We start from the raw sequence: 19927 nt of genomic DNA, 5'->3' as shown, positions 1-19927 counted from the left end.
TCCTCAGCTTCCTTGGTCGAATAACTGGTCGAGCTGGGCGAGGCTCGGCTCGAACGGCGCCTGTTCGCGGAATCCCTGCTGCAGGAACGCTTCCATGCGCGGATAGAGCGCGATCGCGCGGTCGAGCAGCGCGTCGCGGCCGCTCGAATAGGCACCGACGTTGATCAGATCGCGATTGCGCTGATAGCGCGAGAGCATCTGCTTGAACATGCGCACGCGCTCGAGATGCTTGTCGTCGATCAGCGCGGTCATGGCCCGGCTGATCGACTGCTCGATGTCGATGGCCGGATAGTGCCCCGCTTCGGCAAGCGTGCGGTTCAGCACGATATGGCCGTCGAGAATGGCGCGCGCCGAATCGGCGATGGGGTCCTGCTGATCGTCGCCTTCCGTCAGGACGGTATAGAACGCAGTGATGGACCCGCCGCCTTCCGGTCCGTTCCCCGTCCGTTCGACGAGTGCCGGCAATTTGGCGAACACCGACGGCGGATAACCCTTGGTCGCGGGCGGTTCCCCGATCGCGAGCGCGATCTCGCGCTGCGCCATCGCGTAACGCGTGAGCGAGTCCATCAGCAGCAGGACGTGCTTGCCCTGATCGCGGAAATATTCGGCGAGCGAGGTCGCGTAGGTCGCGCCCTGCATCCGCAGGATCGGCGAGACGTCCGCCGGCGCCGCCACGACGACCGAACGCGCGAGACCGTCCTCGCCCAGAATCTGCTCGATGAATTCCTTCACTTCGCGGCCGCGTTCGCCGATGAGGCCGATCACGATCACTTCGGCGCTCGTGTAGCGCGCCATCGTGCCGAGCAGCACCGATTTACCGACGCCCGAGCCCGCGAACAGGCCCATGCGCTGTCCGCGTCCCACGGTCAGCAGCGTGTTGATCGCGCGCACGCCCACATCCAGCACCTTGTGGATCGGCTCGCGGTTCAGCGGGTTGATGGTCGGCGCGGAGAGCGGTGCATCGACGCGCGCGCCGAGCGGCCCGAGTCCGTCGAGCGGACGGCCCGACGCGTCGACCACGCGCCCGAGCATTTCCCAGCCGACCGGCAGACGCTTCGCGCCCGCCATCGGATCGTTGATCGGCGCGCTTTCCAGCGGATAGACGCGCGCGCCGGGCAAAAGGCCCGCGACTTCGGTCGTCGGCATCAGGAAGAGCTTGTCGCCCGAGAAGCCGACCACTTCGGCTTCGGCCATCGGAATCGAACTGCCGGCAGGCAGCTCGATCATGCATTCGGAACCGACGCCGAGCTTCAGCCCGACCGCTTCCAGCACGAGGCCGGCCGCGCGCGTGAGACGTCCGGACGGACGCAGCGGGCGGGCGATGCCGCTTCTTGCCTTGAGCGCGTCGAGCTGCGCGCGCCAGCCGTCGAGATGCGGATTGCCGGCCAGATCGGCCAGTTGCACGATGGTTTGCGCCGCGCGTTCCTCGACGCTCGCCGCGACGGTTTCGCCGTCGTTCGGCAGCGGCCCGAACGACGCGCGCGCGATTTCCTGTTCGAGTTCGCTCAAGCCGTCCTGCGTGATGCGGCGCGCGGGCGCGATCGGATGCGGATGGGCCTGCTGATGCGAGTTCACCACGGCTGGGTCCTCCCGAGCGCCGCCGCGACGCGCTCCCAGCGCGTGACGTTGGTCGCGTCGATTTCGCCGGTCGCGGCCTGCGCGCGGCAGCCGCCGCGTTCGATCGCGGGATCGGTGCGCACGCTCCAGCCGGCAGCTTGAAGTTCTTCCTGCAAATACGCTTCGACGACCGGCAGATCCGCCGGATTCACCGTCAGATGCGGGGCGCCCGCGAGCGCCGGTTCGGCGGCGATCACTTCGCGGGCGACGGCGAGAAGCGCCGTCGGATCGAGCGCGATGTGCTGCTGCACGACCTGTTGCGCGATGTCGAGCGCGAGCGCGGTCAGCGATTCCGCGACCACCGCGTCGGCGGCCTGAAGCGCGGTCTTGAACGCGTCGGCGAGATCGGCGAGACGCGCGGCTTCGGCGAGCGCCTCCTTGCGGCCGTCCTCGAAACCTTTCGCGAGACCCTGCTCGTAGCCGGTCTGATACCCCATCGCCTGCCCGGCGACGTGCCCCTGCGCGAGTCCCTGCGCGTGTGCGTCTTCCTGCACGCGACGCAAATGGGCTTCGAGCGCGGCCTGCTCGGCGGCGCTGTTGTCGACTGTCACCGGGTCGAACGACGCCATCTCCCAGCGCTGGTACGCCGAAAGCTGCGGCTTGTGCGCCTTTTGCGCGCGAGCAGTATCAGACATAAGCATCCTCGGCCTTGCCGCCTAACTGGATCTGGCCGGTTTCGGCGAGATTGCGCACGATCTGCAGGATCTTGCGCTGTTGCTGCTCGACTTCCGACACGCGCACCGGACCGCGCGAATCGAGGTCTTCCGCGAGCAGTTCGGCCGCGCGCTGGGACATGTTCGACAGGAACTTCTGGCGCAGCGCGGGCTGCGCACCCTTCAGCGAGACGATCAGCGTCTCGGATTCCACTTCCTTCAGCAGCAACTGGATCGCGCGGTCTTCGAGGTCGAGCAGGTTTTCGAACACGAACATCTGGTCGACGATCTTCTGCGCCAGTTCCGCGTCGTATTCCTTGACGTTTTCCAGCACGCCTTCCTCGTGATTGCTCGACATGAAGTTGAGGATTTCCGCCGCCGTCCGGATCCCGCCCATCGGCGCGCGCTTCAGGTTGTCGGAACCGGAGAGGAGCGTGGTCAGCACGTCGTCGAGTTCGCGCAGCGCCGCCGGCTGAATGCCGTCGAGCGTCGCGATGCGCAGCAGCACGTCGTTGCGCAGGCGCTCCGTCAAAAGCGAGACGATTTCCGACGCCTGGTCGCGGTCGAGGTGCACGAGGATCGTCGCGATGATCTGCGGGTGCTCATTCTTGATGAGTTCCGCGACGGCCGCCGAGTCCATCCACTTCAGACCTTCGATGCCGCTCGTGTCGCTGCCCTGCAAGATGCGGTCGATCAGCGCGCCGGCCTTGGTTTCGCCGAGCGCCTTCGTCAGCACGGAGCGGATGTACTCGTTCGAATCGAGCGAGAGCGCCGTGTGCTTCTCGGCTTCGCTGACGAATTCGGTCATCACGTTGTCGAGCTGCTCGCGCGTGACGTTCTTGAGCGCCGCCATCGTCGCGCCGATCTTCTGCACTTCGCGCGGAGCGAGGTACTTGAAGACTTCGGCGGCTTCTTCCTCACCGATCGACATCAGGAGGAGGGCGGATTTATTCAGGCCTTCAGCGTTCATCGGACACCCAATTCTTTACGACCGTCGCAACGATTCTCGGATCCTGGCGCGCCACCATGCGTGCGTAGTCGAGATTGCGTTCGAACTTGGCCTTGCTGCTTTCATGACCGAGGAGACTGACCTCGGCATCCTTGTCTTCTTCCGCCGTCTTGGCGTCAGGCATCGACGGGCCGTCGAGGAGCGACAGTTCGTCGGACGGCGAGAGCGCGGCGGGCGGCTCGGGCGGCGGGAACGCGCGGCGCATCGCCGGCTTCACCATGCTGAAGTAGAGGAACAGCGCCACGAGGCCGATGCCGAGATACTTCGCGAGCTGGATGCCGCGCGCGATCATGTCCGGCGTACGCCACCACGGCAGGTCCGGCGTGAGGTCGGTGTCGCCCGAGAACGTGCTGTTCACGACGTTCACCGAGTCGCCGCGCTTCTCGTCGTAGCCCATCGCGTCCTTCACGAGTTGCTGGACCTGCGCGAGTTTCTCGGCGGCGAGCGGCGTCATCGTGACGTTGCCCTTCGCGTCGACCTGCTTCTGGTAGTTCACGACCACCGCCACCGACAGCCGCTTGATGCCGCCCGTCGCCTGCTCGAAGTGGCGCACCGTGCGGTCGACTTCGTAGTTGGTGGTCGTGTCCTTGCGCAGGTTGGTCGGCGTGGTTTTCACGGCCGCGCCCGTCGCGTCGGGCGCCGGCGCCACGATCGGCGCGGACGCCGGCTGCGGCGGCTGGTTCGACAGCGCGCCCGGCACGCCCGAGGCGCCCGCGCCCGAACTTTCGCTCGATTCGCTCGATTGCTGGCTGCGGATCGCCGTCGCCTGCGAGTTGGCGTTCGGGCCGTAGCTCTCGGCGGTCTGTTCGAGCTTCGAGAAATCGACGTCGGCGCTTACCTGCGAACGCGCGTTGCCCGATCCGAAGAGCGGCGCGAGGATCGCGTCGATGCGCTTTTGCGTGTTGTGCTCGATCTGCTGGACGTATTTGAGCTGCGAGGCGTCGAGACCGTTGACGGCGCTCTGCTGCGTGAGCAGGTTGCCGTCCTGATCGACGATGTTGACGTTTTTTACCGGCATGTCCGGCACGCCGGAGGAAACCATGTGCGCGATCGCCAGCACCTGGCCTTCGTCGAGCACGCGGCCCGGATACAGATTCACCATGACGGACGCGGTCGGCAGTTCCTTCTCGCGCACGAAGACGGTCGGTTTCGGAATCGCGAGATGCACGCGCGCCGTCTTCACCGACGAAATCGAGCCTATCGTCTTTTCGAGTTCGCCTTCCAGCGCGCGCTGGTAGTTCACCTGCTCGGCGAATTGGCTGATGCCGAACTTCTGGTTGTCCATCAATTCGAAGCCGACCGAGCCGTTCTTCGGCAGGCCCTGGCTGGCGAGCCGCAGGCGCGTTTCGTGAACCTGCTCGGACGGCACGAGGATCGCGCCGCCGCCGTCGGACAGACGATACGGAATGTTGCCCTGCTGGAGCGCGGCGACGATGGCGCCGCCGTCGCGGTCCGACAGATTGGAGAACAGCACGCGGTAGTCCGGCTGGCGCGACCACAGCACGAGGGCGGCCACCACGGCCGCCAGCAAGGCGACCGCGACGATCAGCGGCATGCGCGGATTCGAGCGGAACTGCGACAGCATCGGCATGCGCTGCGCGAGACCGCCGAAATCGGCGCCGCCGCCGAGGCTCGCGGCGGGCGAGACGTTCCCGAGCGTGCCGGGCTGGGCACCGGCCAGGCCCATTCTGGCGTCGGGCGTAATGAGGGAATTGTTGGGCGTTTCCATTGCGTCGATGCTCTCCGAATCTTGGCGTCGTCCCGGTCGCGCCTTGAATCACGCGCCCATTGGAGACTTTCACGACAGGATTATCCGCACACGGAAGCAAGTCGATTCGGCAAACAGAGCCGGGTTTTACCCCTTCTTTCACCGCTTTGGAAAACGCACCACTGCTATTCTTTTTTGCAATCGGTCGTACCGTATCGACGAACCGCCCAGACAGGAAGCAGTGAGGTTGCGCATTCCCGTCTGCGGCCTGGGACAGCCCCGGTTCGAAGTCCTGCTTCACCCTCGATATGCCGCGTCCGGTTCCCCTGTCATTCGGAGCAAACATGAATTCTTCCATCAACCCGCTGGGTTCCGCGCTCGCCGCACTGCATTCCATGGCCGCACAGGCGACCGGTGGTACCGGCGCGACGGTCGCCACGGGCAGCGTGACGGGCACATCGTCGTCGAGCGCGGTCAGCGCGGGCGGTTTCGCCGACGCGCTCAAGTCGTCGATCGAAAAAATCAGCGACAACCAGACCAAGGCGCTCGGCCAGGCGCACGCGTTCGAAGTCGGCGCACCGAACGTCTCGCTCAACGACGTGATGGTGGACATGCAGAAGGCGAACGTCGGACTGCAATTCGGGCTGCAGGTCCGCAACAAGCTCGTTTCCGCCTACAACGACATCATGCAGATCTCGGTCTGACCGTTCGCCCGGGGACTCGCGGCGCCTCGCGCCGGGAGCAGGTTCGCCTTGTGGCCTAAAGCTTTTGCGCGTTTCTCCGATAACCCCGATAACAGCACGATGCAAAGGCCGCGCAGACGACGCGCGCAGCCGGGCGTCGGCGGCATCGATTCACACCGGGAACGCCCCGGCCGGCGTCTCGCAAAGCACGTTCGTTCGTGCGACGCGCGCGAGGGTCGCGGTGAGGCGTATCGGACGCATAAGGAGAACCACAGATGTATTCCCCAGGACACGCTGGAGCGAGCGCCTACGCGCGCGTCGGCCTTCAGACAGGAGTGACCGGCGCAAGCCCGCACCGGCTGATCGTGATGCTCTATCAGGGCGCACGTCAGGCGGTCGCGCAGGCGCGGATGCATCTGCAGCAGGGCAATGTCGAGGCGCGGGGCATCGCGATCGGCAAGGCGATCAGCATCGTCGAGACCGGTTTGCAGCAGGCGTTGAACAAGGAGGCGGGCGGCGAGATCGCCGAGCGGCTGGACGCGCTGTATACATATATGACGCACCGGCTTCTGGAGGCGAACTTGCGTCAGGACGAGCGGTTGCTGGTGGAGGTCGACGGCCTTCTCGCGACGCTCGAGGAAGCGTGGATAGGAATCGGACCGGAAGTGGCTCAGGCGGCCGCGGCGAATGCGGCGGCGCATGCCATCTAAGAATGAAGACAACTGAAGAATATTTCGAGCATTACGAGGCCATTGCGGCACTTTCCGGCCAGATGCTCGTCGCCGCGCGCAGCGGCGAATGGGGCGAGCTGAAGTCGATGCAGGTGGCGTACCGCCAGCTCGTCGATCGCCTGAAGGAAGTGGACAGCGGCTCCGAACTCGACGAAAGCGCGAAGGCGCGCAAGCTCGATCTGGTGAAGCGGATTCTCGCCGACGACGCCGCCATCCGCGATCTGACCTCGCCGTCGCTCGCACGCCTGTCGGCGCTGTTCACGACGAACAGTCCGGCGCGCGTGCTCAAGAAGATCATCGGACTGCGCTAGACAAGTCGGGCGCAGCCCTGTTGCATGGACCGGAGCGGGCACAGGGTGCCTGCTCCGGTCGACAAGGAAACCGGCATGACGGGACTGGACAACGCGATTTCGACGCTCCTCGCCAGCCGGGCCGAGTTGCTCTTGTCCGCGATCCGTCCGTCGCCGGGCGCCACTACCGGCCAGACGACGACCCAGACCGGCACGTCCGAACTGCTCGTCGAGGCGCAGCCAGGCACGGGCGGCGCGCAGAATGGCGCGTCGGGAGCGGGCGGGGCGTCGGCGCAGACGGCGCTCAGCACCGTCGCGCGCACGCTCGACGCCATTTCCCGCTTCGGCGGCGGCGCCACGCCGGCGCTCACCGGCACCACGCCCCTCTGGCCGACCGCGCCGCGCGCCGCGAGCGCTTTCGCGGCGCTCAGCGGCGGCCTCTTCGATCACGCGTTTTCCTCGCCGTCCACCCTCGGCGCAGTCGCGAACGCCGCCGCTGCCCGCGCCGCGAGCCAGCCGGCGCCGCCGCTGCCCGCCAGCGCGCTCGCGGCGGCGCTCTCGAAGACGGTCGGCGAAAGCGGTCTTTTCTACGAATCCCATCTCGTCGACTGGCTCGCGGGCCAGCGCCCGGCGGCTTCGCTCGCGAGCGAGCCGCAAGCGCGCGTCGATCCGCGCGCGATGGCCCTTCCTCTGGACATTCCCGATCAGCCCGCCGACGCCGATGTCTGGCTCGACGACCCGCGCGGGTCGCAGCGTTTCGCCGGCGCGGCCGACCTGCCGGACCTGCAGGGGACGCCGCACGCGTTCGTGCCGCCGCGCAACGCGGAGCAGGCGGCGGCGCTCGCGCATTCATTGCGCGATGCGCCCGCTTCGGTGTTTTCTCCGGCGGGATCGGCGGCGGGAAGCGCGGCGAGCGCGCCGGCGCCGAAGGACTCGGCCGTGCAGGCGGCGCTGATGGCGGGAATCCATCCGTCGACGATTCCGCTCGTGCGCCAGCAGCTCGACCTGCTCGCGACCAATCAGTTTCGCTGGTCCGGCGAAGCGTGGCCGGGCGCGCGTTTCGAATGGGAAATCGCGCCGCAGGAACGCGACGCACGCGCGCCCGACACCGGCGCGTCCGCCGAACGCCCGTGGCGCACGCGCGTCACATTGTCGCTGCCGACGCTCGGCACCGTCGACGCCGATCTCGTGCTGACGGGCGACAAACTCGTCGCGCGGATCAACGCGGGCGCGCATGGCGCGGCGCGCCTTGCCGCCGATGGCGAGGCGTTTCGCGAGCAACTCGCGGCGGCGGGCATCGGGTTGGCGGGACTGTCGATTCGCGCGGTGGGCGGCGCGGGCGAGAGCCTCGACGGCGGGGCGCTGGCGAGTGCTGCGGGTGCGCACAAGCCAGTGCCGTCGCCGTTCGAGCATCTGTTCCGGGCACCGGGCTCTTCAAGGGGGACGGGATCGTGAGCGCGCCGAACTACCCGTCCGACGTGCGCAAGCAGGCGACCGCGCTCGCCTACGACAATTCCAATCGCGATGCGGCGCCACGCGTCGTCGCGAAGGGCTACGGGATCGTCGCGGAGATGATCGTGCAGCGCGCGAAGGAAGCGGGGCTGTATGTGCACGAAGCGCCGGAGATGGTGTCGCTGCTGATGCAGGTCGATTTGGACGCGCGCATTCCGCCCACGCTGTATCAGGCCGTGGCGGAATTGCTGGCGTGGCTGTATCGGCTGGAAAACGGCGACGCGTCGGGCGAATCCGCGCCTTCCCCTAGCCATTTGTCCACGACGAAAGCTCCCCGCTTGCCGCGCTGACGAGACGCGTCGCGCGCCTACGCCGCGAACGCCCGCGCGACCAGCGACGCGTGATCGAACCGCCCGGGCAGCGTGCCGTAGACACGGCCCGTTTGTCCGCAGGCCTCGCCGAGCCGCGTCTCGATGAACGCATCGGCCACCGCTTCCGGCGCATGCCGCGCGAGCAGCACCGCCTGCGCCGTCAAAACCAGTTGCTGCGCGATCCGCCGCGCCGATGCCTCACGCGTCGCCGGATCGTCGGTGAGTGCGCGCACGAGTGCGTCAAGCGCCGGAGTCAGCGCCGGATGCGCGCGCGCGGTCTCCTGCCACGACGCGAACATCGCGTGCGCCGCCTCGGACTCGCGCTCGAACGCCCGCAGCACGTCGAGGCACATCACGTTGCCGGAACCTTCCCAGATCGAATTGACCGGCGCCTCGCGATAGAAGCGCGCCATCGGCCCGGTCTCGACGTAGCCGTTGCCGCCCCACACTTCCATCGCCTCGCCGGTGAATTCGAGCGCACGCTTGCAGACCCAGAACTTCGCGGCGGGCGTGATGAGCCGGCGCCACGCGCGCTCCTCCGGCGTGCCGCCGGCCGCGGCGCTCGTCTCGAACGCGCCCGCGAGCCGCATGAAGAGCAGCGTGGCGGCTTCGGATTCGAGCGCCAGGTCGGCGAGCACGTTGCGCATCAGCGGCTGGTCGACGAGTTTCGCGCCGAACGCGCTGCGATGCCGCGCGTGGTGGATCGCCTGGACGAGCGCGGCGCGCATGAGTGCCGCGCTCCCGATCACGCAGTCGAGCCGCGTGTAGTTCGCCATCTCGATGATCGTCGGCACACCGCGCCCTTCTTCGCCGATCATCACGCCGTACGCGTCGAGAAACTCCACCTCGCTGCTCGCGTTCGACCGGTTGCCGAGCTTGTCCTTCAGGCGCTGGACTTCGACCGTGTTGCGGCTGCCGTCGGGCGCGAAGCGCGGCACGAAGAAGCACGAGAGCGCGTCGCTTTCGCTTGCGCGCGCGAGCACCAGATGGGCGTCGGATTGCGGCGCGGAAAAGAACCACTTGTGCCCGAGCAGCCGGTATTCGCCGCCGCGCCCGGGCGTGCCCGCCGCGTGGGCGCGGGTTCGGTTGCTGCGCACGTCCGAGCCGCCCTGTTTTTCGGTCATGCCCATGCCGACCAGCATCGAGCGCTTGCCTTCGGACAGCGGAATGTCACGCGGATCGTGCTCACGCGAGAGCAACGCATCGCGCAGCGTCGCATAGAGCGCCGGTTCCTTTTGCAGCACGGGGATGCTGGCGAAGGTCATCGTCGGCGGACACAGCGAGCCCGATTCCAGCTGACCGTGCAGGAAATAGCCGGCACAACGCGCGGCCATCGCGCCTGCTTTTTCCCGATACGCGTCCTCGAACGGCAGCGCGTGGAGCCCTTCGCGCCGCAGCAGCGCGAGCAGTTCGTGCCACGCGGGATGAAACTCGATGACGTCGATGCGCTCGCCGCGCGCGTCGTGCGTGTGCAGTTCGGGCGAATGGCGGTTGGCGAGATCGGCGAGCGCGAGCACGTCGGGCTGTGTCAGCGCGCGGCCGTGACGCGAGAGCGTCTCGGCATGCCAGCCCGCGCCTTCGCGCGCGAGCGCGGCGACGAGCGCTGGATCGGCCGAGAACATGTCGTAGCCGACGAGCGGCGGACTCTGATTGAAGACATCGTGCGTCTCGCCGAAGCGCGGCGGTCGTGATGGCGTGCTCATCGTCGTCGGTCTCCTGTGTCGGCCGGAGTTAGCGCTTACTCCGGCCCCCATGCGCTTACTCCGCTCCCATGCAAGATGTTTGCGGTCGGCCGGAGTTGGCGCTGTCGGCCCCATGCGTGGGGGTTGCGGCCTCTGCGCGCCGCGCCGCGCGACCATGCGGCAATGTCACGGCGCCGGAAAAGATCCACGCCTCGCCGTGATCGAATCGCCTTTAATGCGCCCGACCATTCATCTCGAATTTAAGAATCATAGGCGGCGCATTCGTTCGATGCCTAGAGGAAAGATTCGCCGAAAAACCTTTCGAAAACCATGCGACGCGCGTGCGCGAAGCCCTGTCGCCACAAGGCGCGGCCCGCGCGAATGCCGCGTTGAGGTAAATCCGATTTTTTATTTAGACAACCTGAACTAAGGAATGCCGATCCTATAATCAGCGCGCCCAAATGGGGCTGCTGTGCAATCACGCATTTCGAGGGAAGCATTTCATGAGCATTAACATTATCCAATTGGTACAAGGCGCTTTGACCGAAAGCGTGTTGCAGCAGCTCGCTACGCGTATCGGCGTGGCGCCCGAGTCTGCAAAGCGTGTGGTCGGCCTGGTGGCACCGGCGCTCGTCGGCTCGCTGATGAACAAGGCGGCGTCGCCGGAAGGCGCGCGCGGGCTGTTCGCCGCGGTCATGTCGCCGGACACGAACGCGAACATCATCGAGCAATTGCCGTCGCTCGTGCAAGGCGACGGCCTGCAGAAGCTGCTCGGCATGGGCACGCGTCTCGTGGGCGCAGTCGCGCCGGCCGAGCGTCTCGAAGCGCTGGCCGGCTCGGTCGCGACGCAGACCGGCGTGGCCGCCAGCGCGACGCACGCGCTGACGGGCGTGGTCGGCACGATCCTGCTCGGCGTCCTCAAGCACTACTTCACGCAGCACAACGGCGCTGCGGGCGCGTTGCCCACGCTGCTCGGCCATCAGCTTCCGTTCGTGAAGCCGGCCCTGAACGACTCGATCACGAGCGCGCTCGGTCTTGGAAGCGCAGGCAGTTTCCTCTCCGGCGTCGGCGCGCAGATGAAGGCGGTGTCGTCGCATCTGGAGCATCCGTCGGCGCAGAACGCACGCGTATCGGCCGTGAACAGCTCGGTCGACAAGATCGTCGTGCAGGAGAAGGCAAGCAAGAAGAAGTGGTGGTGGCTCGCAGTGCTGGCCGCGCTCGCGCTCCTCGCGCTGTTGCTCGGCCGCGGTTGTGTCGGCGAGAAGCAGCAGCCGGCAGCGGAACCTGCCGCAGCGTCGGACGCAGCTTCGGCGGTAGCGGCATCGGCGGCTCCTGAGGCATCGGCGGCATCGGCCGCTCCCGCAGCAATGGCCGCGGCGCCCGCTTCGGAAGTCGCTTCGCAACCGGCCGTCGTGCCGACCAAGGACGCGCTGCTGACGTTCTCCGTCGACAAGGCCGGCGTGCCCACGCTCAACGCAACGGTTGGCAGCGAAGCCGAGAAGAAGACCTTGCTCGACGCGCTGACGGCGAAGTTCGGCGAAGGCAAGTTCACGGCGAACGTGACGGTCGATCCGGAGACGAAGCCGGCTTCCTGGCTCGACAAGCTCAATGGCCTGCTGCCGCTGATGGCGTTGCCGGGCGCGGAAGTGAAGCTCACGGGCGAGAAGATCGAACTGAGCGGCACGGCAGCGGACGCAAAGCTCGGCTGGCTCGACAAGCTGAAGAACCTCTTCGGCGCGGGTTTCACGATCGGCACGTTCGACGTGAAGCAAGCCGTGGCGAGCGCGAAGGATTCGTTCATGAACGCGTTCAGCGCATTCAAGTCGGATGACTGCGCGGCAACGGATGTCGCGAAGGTGCTGAACCTGCAGGTGATCAACTTCGCGACCGGCTCGGACGTTCCGCCGCAAGACGCGCAACTGGCGCTCGCGAAGTCGGCCGAATTGCTGAAGACCTGCACGACGGCCGGCAAGACCGTGAAGATGGAAATCGGCGGCTATTCGGACAACGTCGGCCGTGCTGAAACGAATCTGGCGCTCTCGAAGAAGCGTGCGGAAGCGGTGCGCGCGTTCCTCGTGAAGCACGGCGTTCCGGCCGATTCGCTGACGCCGCAAGGCTACGGCGATGCCAACCCGGTCGCGGATAATTCGACGGCAAGCGGCCGCTTTGCGAACCGCCGCATCGAGTTCAAGGGTCAGGAATAATTGACCCTGGCGGGCGATGCGTCGCTTCGCTCGTGACTGAAAACGCCGTCCGCTTCATCGAACGGGCGGCGTTTTTTCGTTCAGCGCGGCCCGGCGTTCGGATCGCGCGACGGAAAGCGTTCCGCCGACAGGAAATCCTGACCCAAATTCGAGGGCAACGTCTGCCGCGCGACGTCGAGCCACGCGCGCGCCGCATGCGACAGATATCCGTTGCGCCGCCAGCCGACGGCCATGTCCCAGCGGATCTCCGGCTCGACGACCGGGCGGCAGGTGAACGTATCGGCGTCGAGGCGGCGGCAGTAGGGCGCCGGCAACAGCGCGATACCGACTCCGGCCTGTACCAGCGCCGCCATGAAGTCCCAATGACCGCTGCGTCCGACGATCGTCGGCGAAAAGCCTGCTTCGCGGCACGCGTTCAGCACGACGTCGGAGAGCGCGAGGCTCTCGCCATAGAATACGAACGGCTCGCTCGCGAGGTCCGCGAGCGCGACTTCCGCTTCCTGATCCCAGCGCGAGCCTTTCTGCGCGACGAGCCACAGAAGCTGACGGCTGACCGGCAGGACGTCGAACATCGCGAGGTCGACGGGTTGCAGCACACCGCCGAGTTCCAGTTCGCCGTCGAGGAGCGCGGCCTCGATCGCCTTCGATCCGCGCTCGAACAGCTTCAGTTCCACCTTCGGATAGCGCTGCTTGAATGCCGCGATCGCGGGCGTGAAGAGCGAGCCGCCCATCGGCGGGATGCCGATCGTCAGCGTGCCGCGCCCGAACGTGCCGAGATCGTTGAGCTCGGCTTCGAGCAGCGCGTGCGCGGCCAGCACGTCGAGCCCGCGCTGATAGACGATCTGGCCGGCGTCGGTCAGCACCATCTGGCGCCCTTCGCGCAACAGAAGCGGCGAGCCGATTTCGTCTTCGAGCGCCTTCACCATCTTGCTGATGGTCGGCTGCGTGACGAACATTTGCTCCGCCGCGACGGTGAAGCTCTTCTGCTTCACGACTTCGACGAAATACCTCAGCGCACGCAACTCCATTCGACTCTCCGCGATTCCGAAATGGAATGTTCCAGATAAGTTTAAGTCATTTTTATTATGTTTAAGGGCGCCCTATACTTGGTCTACAGGTTAACCCTAGTCCGACGCATCGAGGCCCACCATGTCCTTTCTTATCGCTGTCTTATCGAACGCCATCGGCTCGCAGGGCGCGATCGGCCGTTTCATGCGGATCGCGCTACAGAGCGCGGCGCTCGCGGCCATCTGGTTCGTCGCCGATATCGTCGCGCGCAAGCTGGCGCTGCCGGTGCCGGGCGGCGTCGTCGGCTTGCTGGCGCTGCTCGCGCTGCTCTTTTGCGGCGGCGTCGCGCCGCGCTGGGTGAAAGCCGGCGCCGACTGGCTGCTCGCCGACATGCTGCTGTTTTTCATCCCCGCCGCAGTGGCGGCCGTGCAGTACGGCGGCCTCTTCATGGAAGACGGCTGGCGCCTCGCGCTCGTGGTGGTCGGCGGGACGCTGATGGTGATGATCGCGGTGGCATTCGCCGTTGATCGCGCTGCGCGCTTCGAACGGCGTCTCGCCGTGCGCCGCGCGGTGATTGCGCGCCACGCGGCGCGGGCGTGAAGTTCGAATAAACGCACCGAAACCGGCCAGCCGATGACCCACTTCTACGACTCCCTCTTCGCCGACGACGCCGCGCGTCTCATCGCGGCGGGCTGTTTCGTGCTGACGATCGCGCTCTATTTCGGCTCGAAGCGGCTCTACGCGCGCTTTCGCAGTCCGTGGCTCACGCCGATGCTGGCCGTTCCCGTCGTTCTCGCGCTGATCGTGGTGTTCGCGCGGATTCCGTATCCGGTCTATTTCGCCGACACGCGCTGGCTGATGTGGCTGCTCGGCCCGGCGACGGTTGCGTTCGCCGTGCCGATCTACGAATACCGGCATCTGCTGAAGCGGCACTGGATTTCGCTGTCGGTCGGCGTGACGGTCGGGATTCTGGTCGCGGTCGGCGGGTCGCTCGTGCTGGCGAAGCTGCTGCATTTGTCGCCGGAATTGCAGCGCAGTCTCGCGACGCGCTCGGTATCCACGCCGTTCGCGCTCGCCGTCTCCGACAAGATTCACGCGCCCAGGGACCTCACCGCGCTGTTCGTCATCGCGACGGGCGTCTGCGGCATGCTCTTCGGCGAGATCGTGCTCGCGCTCGTGCCGCTGCGCACGCGGCTCGCGCGCGGCGCGCTGTTCGGCGCGGCGGCGCACGGCGTCGGCACCGCGAAGGCGCGCGAGCTCGGCAGCGAGGAAGGCGTCGTCGCGAGCCTGACGATGATGATCGCGGGTGTCGTGATGGTGCTGATCGCGCCGCTGCTTTCTGTCTTGCCCTTCTGATTCCCGCGCTCAAACTCCCCGCACATTTTTGCTACAATCGCCATTCGCTTCCGAGGAGCGTTGCGACGGTTTCAGCATCAGCGAAGCCGCCAGGCTCGGAGCATTCAATCCGGACGGTTCGAAGGCGTGACAAACGCTCATTGACCGGCCGCATCGAACGGCGCTCACGTCAACATTTCTAGCTTATTAGAAAGGAGGGCGTGATGAACGCCGCAGTCATCGATTCCAAGAATTTCACCGATTACGTCGTCGCCGACATGTCGCTTGCCGCCTGGGGCCGCAAGGAACTCGACATCGCCGAGACGGAAATGCCCGGTCTCATCCAGACGCGCGAAGAGTACAAGACGCAGCAGCCGCTGAAGGGCGCGCGCGTCGCCGGTTCGCTGCACATGACGATCCAGACGGGCGTGCTGATCGAAACGCTGACGGCGCTCGGCGCCGACGTGCGCTGGGCGTCGTGCAACATCTTCTCGACGCAGGATCACGCCGCGGCCGCCATTGCCGCGGGCGGCACGCCGGTGTTCGCGTTCAAGGGCGAATCGCTCGACGAATACTGGGAGTTCTCGCACCGCATCTTCGAATGGCCGAACGGCGAATTCGCGAACATGATCCTGGACGACGGCGGCGACGCCACGCTCCTCCTGATCCTGGGCTCGAAGGCCGAGAAGGACCGCTCGGTCATCGGCAAGCCGACGAACGAGGAAGAAGTCGCGTTGTACAAGTCGATCGCTTCGCACCTCGACGCCGATCCGACGTGGTATTCCACGCGCCTGAAGCACATCCAGGGCGTGACGGAAGAAACCACGACGGGCGTGCATCGCCTGTACCAGATGGAGAAGGAAGGCCGCCTGCCGTTCCCGGCGATCAACGTCAACGATTCGGTCACGAAGTCGAAGTTCGATAATCTCTACGGCTGCCGCGAGTCGCTCGTCGATGGCATCAAGCGCGCCACCGACGTGATGATCGCGGGCAAGATCGCGGTCGTCGCGGGCTACGGCGACGTAGGCAAGGGCTGCGCGCAATCGCTGCGCGGCCTGGGCGCGACCGTGTGGGTCACGGAAATCGATCCGATCTGCGCGCTGCAGGCGGCGATGGAAGGCTACCGCGTCGTGACGATGGAATACGCCGCCGACAAGGCCGACATCTTCGTGACCGCGACCGGCAACTACCACGTGATCGGCCACGACCACATGAAGGCGATGCGCAACAACGCGATCGTCTGCAACATCGGCCACTTCGATTCGGAAATCGACGTCGCGTCGACGCGCCAGTACACGTGGGACAACATCAAGCCGCAAGTCGATCACATCATCTTCCCGGACGGCAAGCGCATCATCCTGCTGGCGGAAGGGCGTCTCGTGAACCTCGGCTGCGCGACCGGCCACCCGTCGTTCGTGATGTCGAATTCGTTCACGAACCAGACGCTCGCGCAGATCGAACTGTTCACGCGCGGCAACACGTACGAGAACAAGGTCTATGTGCTGCCGAAGCATCTCGACGAAAAGGTCGCGCGTCTGCATCTGGGACGCATCGGGGTGGACCTGACCGTGCTGTCGGACGAACAGGCCGGCTATATCGGCGTCGACAAGAACGGTCCGTTCAAGCCGAACCACTATCGTTACTAAGCGGTTCACGGTAGCGCCGACGTAGTCGAACGACGGGCGAGGGCGGCCAGCCTTCGCCCGTATTCACGAATGCCGTAGACAATTTCACCGGAGAATCATCGATGACCGTGCTGTTGACCTGGCTGATCAATGCGCTCGCGCTTTTGATCATCACCTATCTCGTGCCGTCGATCCACATTCGCAACTTCGGCACGGCGCTGATCGTCGCGATCGTGCTGGGTCTCATCAACGCGGTATTGCGCCCGGTGCTGATCCTGCTGACGCTGCCAGTGACCGTGCTCACGCTCGGGCTTTTCATCCTCGTCGTGAACGCGCTCTGCTTCTGGCTGTGCGCGTCGCTGCTGAAGGGCTTCGAGGTGTCGGGATTCTGGTCGGCGTTCTTCGGTTCGATTCTCTACAGCATCGTGTCGTGGCTGCTGTCGGCGCTGATCTTCGGGCAGCGCAACTTCGGGTGACGTGACGTTATGTCGCCCGTACATTGACCATCATGAAACCGATCGAACTTTCATTCGAATTCTTCCCGCCGAAAACGCAAGAAGGCGTCGACAAACTGCGCGCCTCGCGCGCGCAACTCGCGCTGCTTAAGCCGAAGTTCGTCTCCGTGACGTTCGGCGCGGGCGGCTCGACGCAGCAAGGCACGCTCGATACCGTGCTCGAAATGAAGCAGGAAGGCCTGGAAGCGGCGCCGCATCTGTCGTGCATCGGGTCGTCTAAGGAGAGCTTGAGGGCGATCCTCGGTCAGTACCGCGAAAACGGCATTCGCCATATCGTCGCGCTGCGCGGCGACCTGCCTTCGGGCATGGGCGAAGTCGGCGAGCTGCGCTACGCGTCGGAGCTGGTGAGCTTCATCCGCGCGGAACATGGCGACTGGTTCAACATCGAAGTGGCCGCGTATCCGGAATATCACCCGCAGGCGCGAACGCCCAAGAGCGATCTGGAGAACTTCGTGCGCAAGGTGCAGGCGGGCGCGAATTCGGCGATCACGCAGTACTTCTATAACGGCGACGCGTATTTCCGTTTCGTCGACGAAGCGCGCAGGCTGGGTGTGGATGTGCCGATCGTGCCCGGCGTCATGCCGATCACGAACTTCACGCAACTGGTGCGTTTTTCGGAGATGTGCGGCGCGGAAGTGCCGAAGTGGATCGCGCGCCGGCTGGAAAGCTATGGCGACGACCGCGAGGCGATTCGCAATTTCGGGCTGGATGTGGTGACGGATTTGTGCCGCCGCCTCGTCGATGCAGGCGCGCCCGGGCTGCATTTCTATACGCTGAACGGCGCGGCCGCGACGAAGACGATTTGCGAGCGGTTGAATCTGAAGGGTGTTTGACGTATTACCTGTTTTGCCCGCGCGGCGTTCGCCGCGCGGTTTTCGTTTCCTCTCGTTTCGGTTCCAATTGCCCCGCTCGTTTCAGTTTCAGCGCGTCGCCTTGCGCGCGGCAACCGATATTTCGCGCCCCGACCTATCACGTCCACGCATCGTCGATAACCTAACCGTATCGAATCGCGCCCACGTGAAAAAATCCTCGAAGAATCAACTGCGCGCGCTGAATTTGTTCGTGCTACGGTAGCGCCCGAATTCGCCGTCGAGCCCGTTTTTCGCGCGCCGATCCGCACCCGCAGCGCTTGATTTTCATCGATCAGAAAGCGTTCCTTACAGATTCCCGCGGTAAAACGCCGCGCGCGGAAGACCCGGCCCCGGATTGCATTCATCGCGTATGTTTCGCACATCGCACATAAAGCCGTACTTCGCCGCGCCAGAACGAGCCCCTGCGGATTTCACGCGAAATCCGCTGCCTTGTTCGGGCCGGTAAAGCTCAGTAATATCGCGTCACGCTGGAACACCAGCACCGAACCTGGAGGAAACATGAAAAAAAATGGCCTGTTGCGAGCCGCTCGCGTGTCGATGCTCGTCGGCGCCGCCGTCACGGCGTCGCTCTTTGCAGCGACCGCCGCCCACGCCGCCATCCCGAACAAGACGCTCGTCTATTGCTCGGAAGGCAGCCCGGCCGGTTTCGATCCCGCTCAATACACGACGGGCGTCGATTTCACCGCGAACACGTTCACCGTGTATAACCGCCTCGTCGAATTCGAGCGCGGCGGCACGAAAGTCGAGCCCGGTCTCGCGGAGAAGTGGGACATCTCGCCGGACGGACTGACCTACACGTTCCATCTGCGCCACGGCGTGAAGTTCCAGACGACGTCCTTCTTCAAGCCGACGCGCGAATTCAACGCGGATGACGTGCTCTTCACGTTCAACCGCATGCTCGATCCGAACCAGCCGTTCCGCAAGGCGTACGCGGTGCAGTTCCCGTACTTCACCGACATGGGCCTCGACAAGCTCATCACGAAGGTCGAAAAGGTCGATCCGTACACGGTCAAGTTCACGCTGAAGGAAGTCAACGCGCCGTTCATCCAGAATCTGGCGATGGAATACGCGTCGATCCTCTCGGCCGAATACACCGACAAGCTGCTGAAGGACGGCAAGGCCGCCGACATCAACCAGTATCCGGTCGGCACGGGCCCGTTCATCTTCCGCAGCTACACGAAGGACGCGACGATCCGCTTCGACGGCAATCCCGACTACTGGAAGCCGAGCGAAGTGAAGGTGTCGAAGCTGATCTTCTCGATCACGCCGGACGCCGCCGTGCGCGTGCAGAAGATGAAGAACAACGAGTGCCAGGTGATGAGCTATCCGCGTCCGGGCGACATCGGGCCGCTGAAGGCCGCATCGAATCTCGATACGCCGTCGCAGCCGGGCTTCAACGAAGGCTACGTCGCGTACAACGTGACGAAGAAGAACCTCGGCAACACCGACGTGCGCCGCGCGCTCGACATGGCGATCAACAAGAAGGCGATCATCGAATCGGTGTATCAGGGCGCGGGCCAGGCGGCCACCGCGCCGATGCCGCCGACGCAATGGTCGTTCGACAAGAACCTGAAGGCGCAACCGTACGACACCGCGAAGGCGAAGGAACTGCTGACGAAGGCGGGCTTCCCGAACGGCTTCGAGATCACGCTGTGGGCGATGCCGGTTCAGCGCGCGTACAACCCGAACGCGCGTCTGATGGCGGAGATGATCCAGGCGGACTGGGCGAAGATCGGCGTGAAGGCGAACATCGTCTCGTATGAATGGGGCGAGTACCTGAAGCGCGCGCACGCGGGCGAACACGACGCGATGCTGATTGGCTGGACGGGCGACAACGGCGATCCCGACAACTGGCTCGGCACGCTGCTCGGCTGCGACGCCGTGAAGGGCAGCAACTTCTCGAAGTGGTGCTACAAGCCGTTCGACGATCTCGTCGCGAAGGGCCGCGTGACCAACGACATCGCGCAGCGCACGAAGGCGTACACCGACGCGCAGCAGATCTTCGGCCAGCAACTGCCGTTCTCGCCGATCGCGCACTCGACGGTCTATCAGCCGGTCAGCAAGAAGGTGACGGGCATGAAGATCGAGCCGCTCGGCTACGTCCGTTTCGACGGCGTCGGCATGCAGTAAGCTGGCAAGCGGTACGCTTTTTGCACTAACTCATAACTAGTC

General features: G+C 65.3%; 18 protein-coding genes and 1 riboswitch. Of the genes, 12 read left to right on the top strand and 6 right to left on the bottom strand.

Features of this window, described 5'->3' with window-relative positions; translation table 11 throughout:
- Positions 1 to 3: 3 nt before the first annotated feature.
- From fliI to fliF, 4 genes are read right to left on the bottom strand one after another with little or no spacing between them, the layout of a single operon-like run.
- A complete protein-coding gene (fliI, locus tag AWB66_RS19035) occupies positions 4 to 1578 on the bottom strand; it encodes a flagellar protein export ATPase FliI (RefSeq protein ID WP_327354866.1) in 1575 nt (524 codons plus the stop codon).
- The gene (fliH, locus tag AWB66_RS19030; RefSeq protein ID WP_407642296.1) at positions 1572 to 2258 is read right to left on the bottom strand and encodes a flagellar assembly protein FliH; all 687 of its coding nucleotides are present in this window, start codon (positions 2256 to 2258) and stop codon (positions 1572 to 1574) included. Before fliH ends, fliI begins: the two co-directional genes overlap by 7 nt.
- Complete coding sequence (gene fliG / locus AWB66_RS19025; RefSeq protein ID WP_087631731.1) at positions 2245 to 3240, bottom strand: flagellar motor switch protein FliG; 996 nt, start codon at positions 3238 to 3240, stop codon at positions 2245 to 2247. Before fliG ends, fliH begins: the two co-directional genes overlap by 14 nt.
- Positions 3230 to 5008 carry a flagellar basal-body MS-ring/collar protein FliF gene (gene fliF / locus AWB66_RS19020; RefSeq protein WP_087631730.1) on the bottom strand — a complete coding sequence of 593 codons (1779 nt, stop codon included), beginning with the start codon at positions 5006 to 5008 and terminating at the stop codon, positions 3230 to 3232. The genes fliG and fliF overlap by 11 nt, the downstream gene beginning before the upstream one ends.
- Positions 5009 to 5331: 323 nt before the next feature.
- Here fliF and fliE point away from each other — a divergent pair, with 323 nt between their 5' ends.
- From fliE to AWB66_RS18995, 5 genes are all read left to right on the top strand, one after another.
- Entirely contained in the window at positions 5332 to 5691 is a 360-nt protein-coding gene (gene fliE, locus AWB66_RS19015; protein ID WP_087631729.1) for a flagellar hook-basal body complex protein FliE, read from the top strand.
- Positions 5692 to 5945: 254 nt separating this feature from the next.
- The gene (fliS, locus tag AWB66_RS19010) at positions 5946 to 6380 is read left to right on the top strand and encodes a flagellar export chaperone FliS (protein ID WP_087631728.1); all 435 of its coding nucleotides are present in this window, start codon (positions 5946 to 5948) and stop codon (positions 6378 to 6380) included.
- 2 nt (positions 6381 to 6382) lie between these two features.
- Positions 6383 to 6712: a flagellar protein FliT gene (locus AWB66_RS19005; protein ID WP_087631727.1), complete on the top strand. Its 330-nt coding sequence runs from the start codon at positions 6383 to 6385 to the stop codon at positions 6710 to 6712.
- A 75-nt stretch (positions 6713 to 6787) separates the two neighbouring features.
- Positions 6788 to 8146 carry a flagellar hook-length control protein FliK gene (gene fliK / locus AWB66_RS19000; protein ID WP_087631726.1) on the top strand — a complete coding sequence of 453 codons (1359 nt, stop codon included), beginning with the start codon at positions 6788 to 6790 and terminating at the stop codon, positions 8144 to 8146.
- A complete protein-coding gene (locus tag AWB66_RS18995; RefSeq protein WP_407642295.1) occupies positions 8143 to 8493 on the top strand; it encodes an EscU/YscU/HrcU family type III secretion system export apparatus switch protein in 351 nt (116 codons plus the stop codon). Before fliK ends, AWB66_RS18995 begins: the two co-directional genes overlap by 4 nt.
- A gap of 17 nt (positions 8494 to 8510) precedes the next feature.
- Here AWB66_RS18995 and AWB66_RS18990 read toward each other — a convergent pair whose 3' ends face one another.
- Entirely contained in the window at positions 8511 to 10217 is a 1707-nt protein-coding gene (locus AWB66_RS18990) for an isovaleryl-CoA dehydrogenase (protein ID WP_087631725.1), read from the bottom strand.
- 482 nt (positions 10218 to 10699) lie between these two features.
- Here AWB66_RS18990 and AWB66_RS18985 point away from each other — a divergent pair, with 482 nt between their 5' ends.
- Positions 10700 to 12400 carry an OmpA family protein gene (locus AWB66_RS18985; protein WP_087631829.1) on the top strand — a complete coding sequence of 567 codons (1701 nt, stop codon included), beginning with the start codon at positions 10700 to 10702 and terminating at the stop codon, positions 12398 to 12400.
- An 80-nt stretch (positions 12401 to 12480) separates the two neighbouring features.
- On the opposite strand, the gene AWB66_RS18980 is transcribed toward AWB66_RS18985, so the two are convergent.
- Positions 12481 to 13428 carry a LysR family transcriptional regulator gene (locus AWB66_RS18980; protein ID WP_087631724.1) on the bottom strand — a complete coding sequence of 316 codons (948 nt, stop codon included), beginning with the start codon at positions 13426 to 13428 and terminating at the stop codon, positions 12481 to 12483.
- Positions 13429 to 13549: 121 nt separating this feature from the next.
- Between AWB66_RS18980 and AWB66_RS18975 the strand changes: the two genes are divergently transcribed.
- The 6 genes from AWB66_RS18975 to AWB66_RS18950 all read left to right on the top strand — a co-directional run bounded on the left by AWB66_RS18975 (position 13550) and on the right by AWB66_RS18950 (position 19885).
- The gene (locus tag AWB66_RS18975; protein WP_087631723.1) at positions 13550 to 14008 is read left to right on the top strand and encodes a CidA/LrgA family protein; all 459 of its coding nucleotides are present in this window, start codon (positions 13550 to 13552) and stop codon (positions 14006 to 14008) included.
- 33 nt (positions 14009 to 14041) lie between these two features.
- A complete protein-coding gene (locus AWB66_RS18970) occupies positions 14042 to 14764 on the top strand; it encodes an LrgB family protein (RefSeq protein WP_087631722.1) in 723 nt (240 codons plus the stop codon).
- Between the two features lie 46 nt (positions 14765 to 14810).
- Positions 14811 to 14937: riboswitch (S-adenosyl-L-homocysteine riboswitch) on the top strand.
- Between the two features lie 30 nt (positions 14938 to 14967).
- Positions 14968 to 16389, top strand: coding sequence for an adenosylhomocysteinase (gene ahcY / locus AWB66_RS18965; protein ID WP_087631721.1), 1422 nt, complete (start codon positions 14968 to 14970; stop codon positions 16387 to 16389).
- 101 nt (positions 16390 to 16490) lie between these two features.
- Positions 16491 to 16844 carry a phage holin family protein gene (locus tag AWB66_RS18960; RefSeq protein ID WP_087631720.1) on the top strand — a complete coding sequence of 118 codons (354 nt, stop codon included), beginning with the start codon at positions 16491 to 16493 and terminating at the stop codon, positions 16842 to 16844.
- A 32-nt stretch (positions 16845 to 16876) separates the two neighbouring features.
- Positions 16877 to 17716 carry a methylenetetrahydrofolate reductase [NAD(P)H] gene (gene metF, locus AWB66_RS18955; RefSeq protein WP_087631719.1) on the top strand — a complete coding sequence of 280 codons (840 nt, stop codon included), beginning with the start codon at positions 16877 to 16879 and terminating at the stop codon, positions 17714 to 17716.
- A 537-nt stretch (positions 17717 to 18253) separates the two neighbouring features.
- Positions 18254 to 19885 carry an ABC transporter substrate-binding protein gene (locus tag AWB66_RS18950; protein ID WP_087631718.1) on the top strand — a complete coding sequence of 544 codons (1632 nt, stop codon included), beginning with the start codon at positions 18254 to 18256 and terminating at the stop codon, positions 19883 to 19885.
- Positions 19886 to 19927: the final 42 nt, after the last annotated feature.

This window comes from Caballeronia telluris (assembly GCF_001544495.1).
GTDB classification, from domain to species: domain Bacteria; phylum Pseudomonadota; class Gammaproteobacteria; order Burkholderiales; family Burkholderiaceae; genus Caballeronia; species Caballeronia telluris.
Note: the sequence above shows the minus strand (reverse complement) of the source record. Positions and strands in the feature narration are given on the sequence as shown.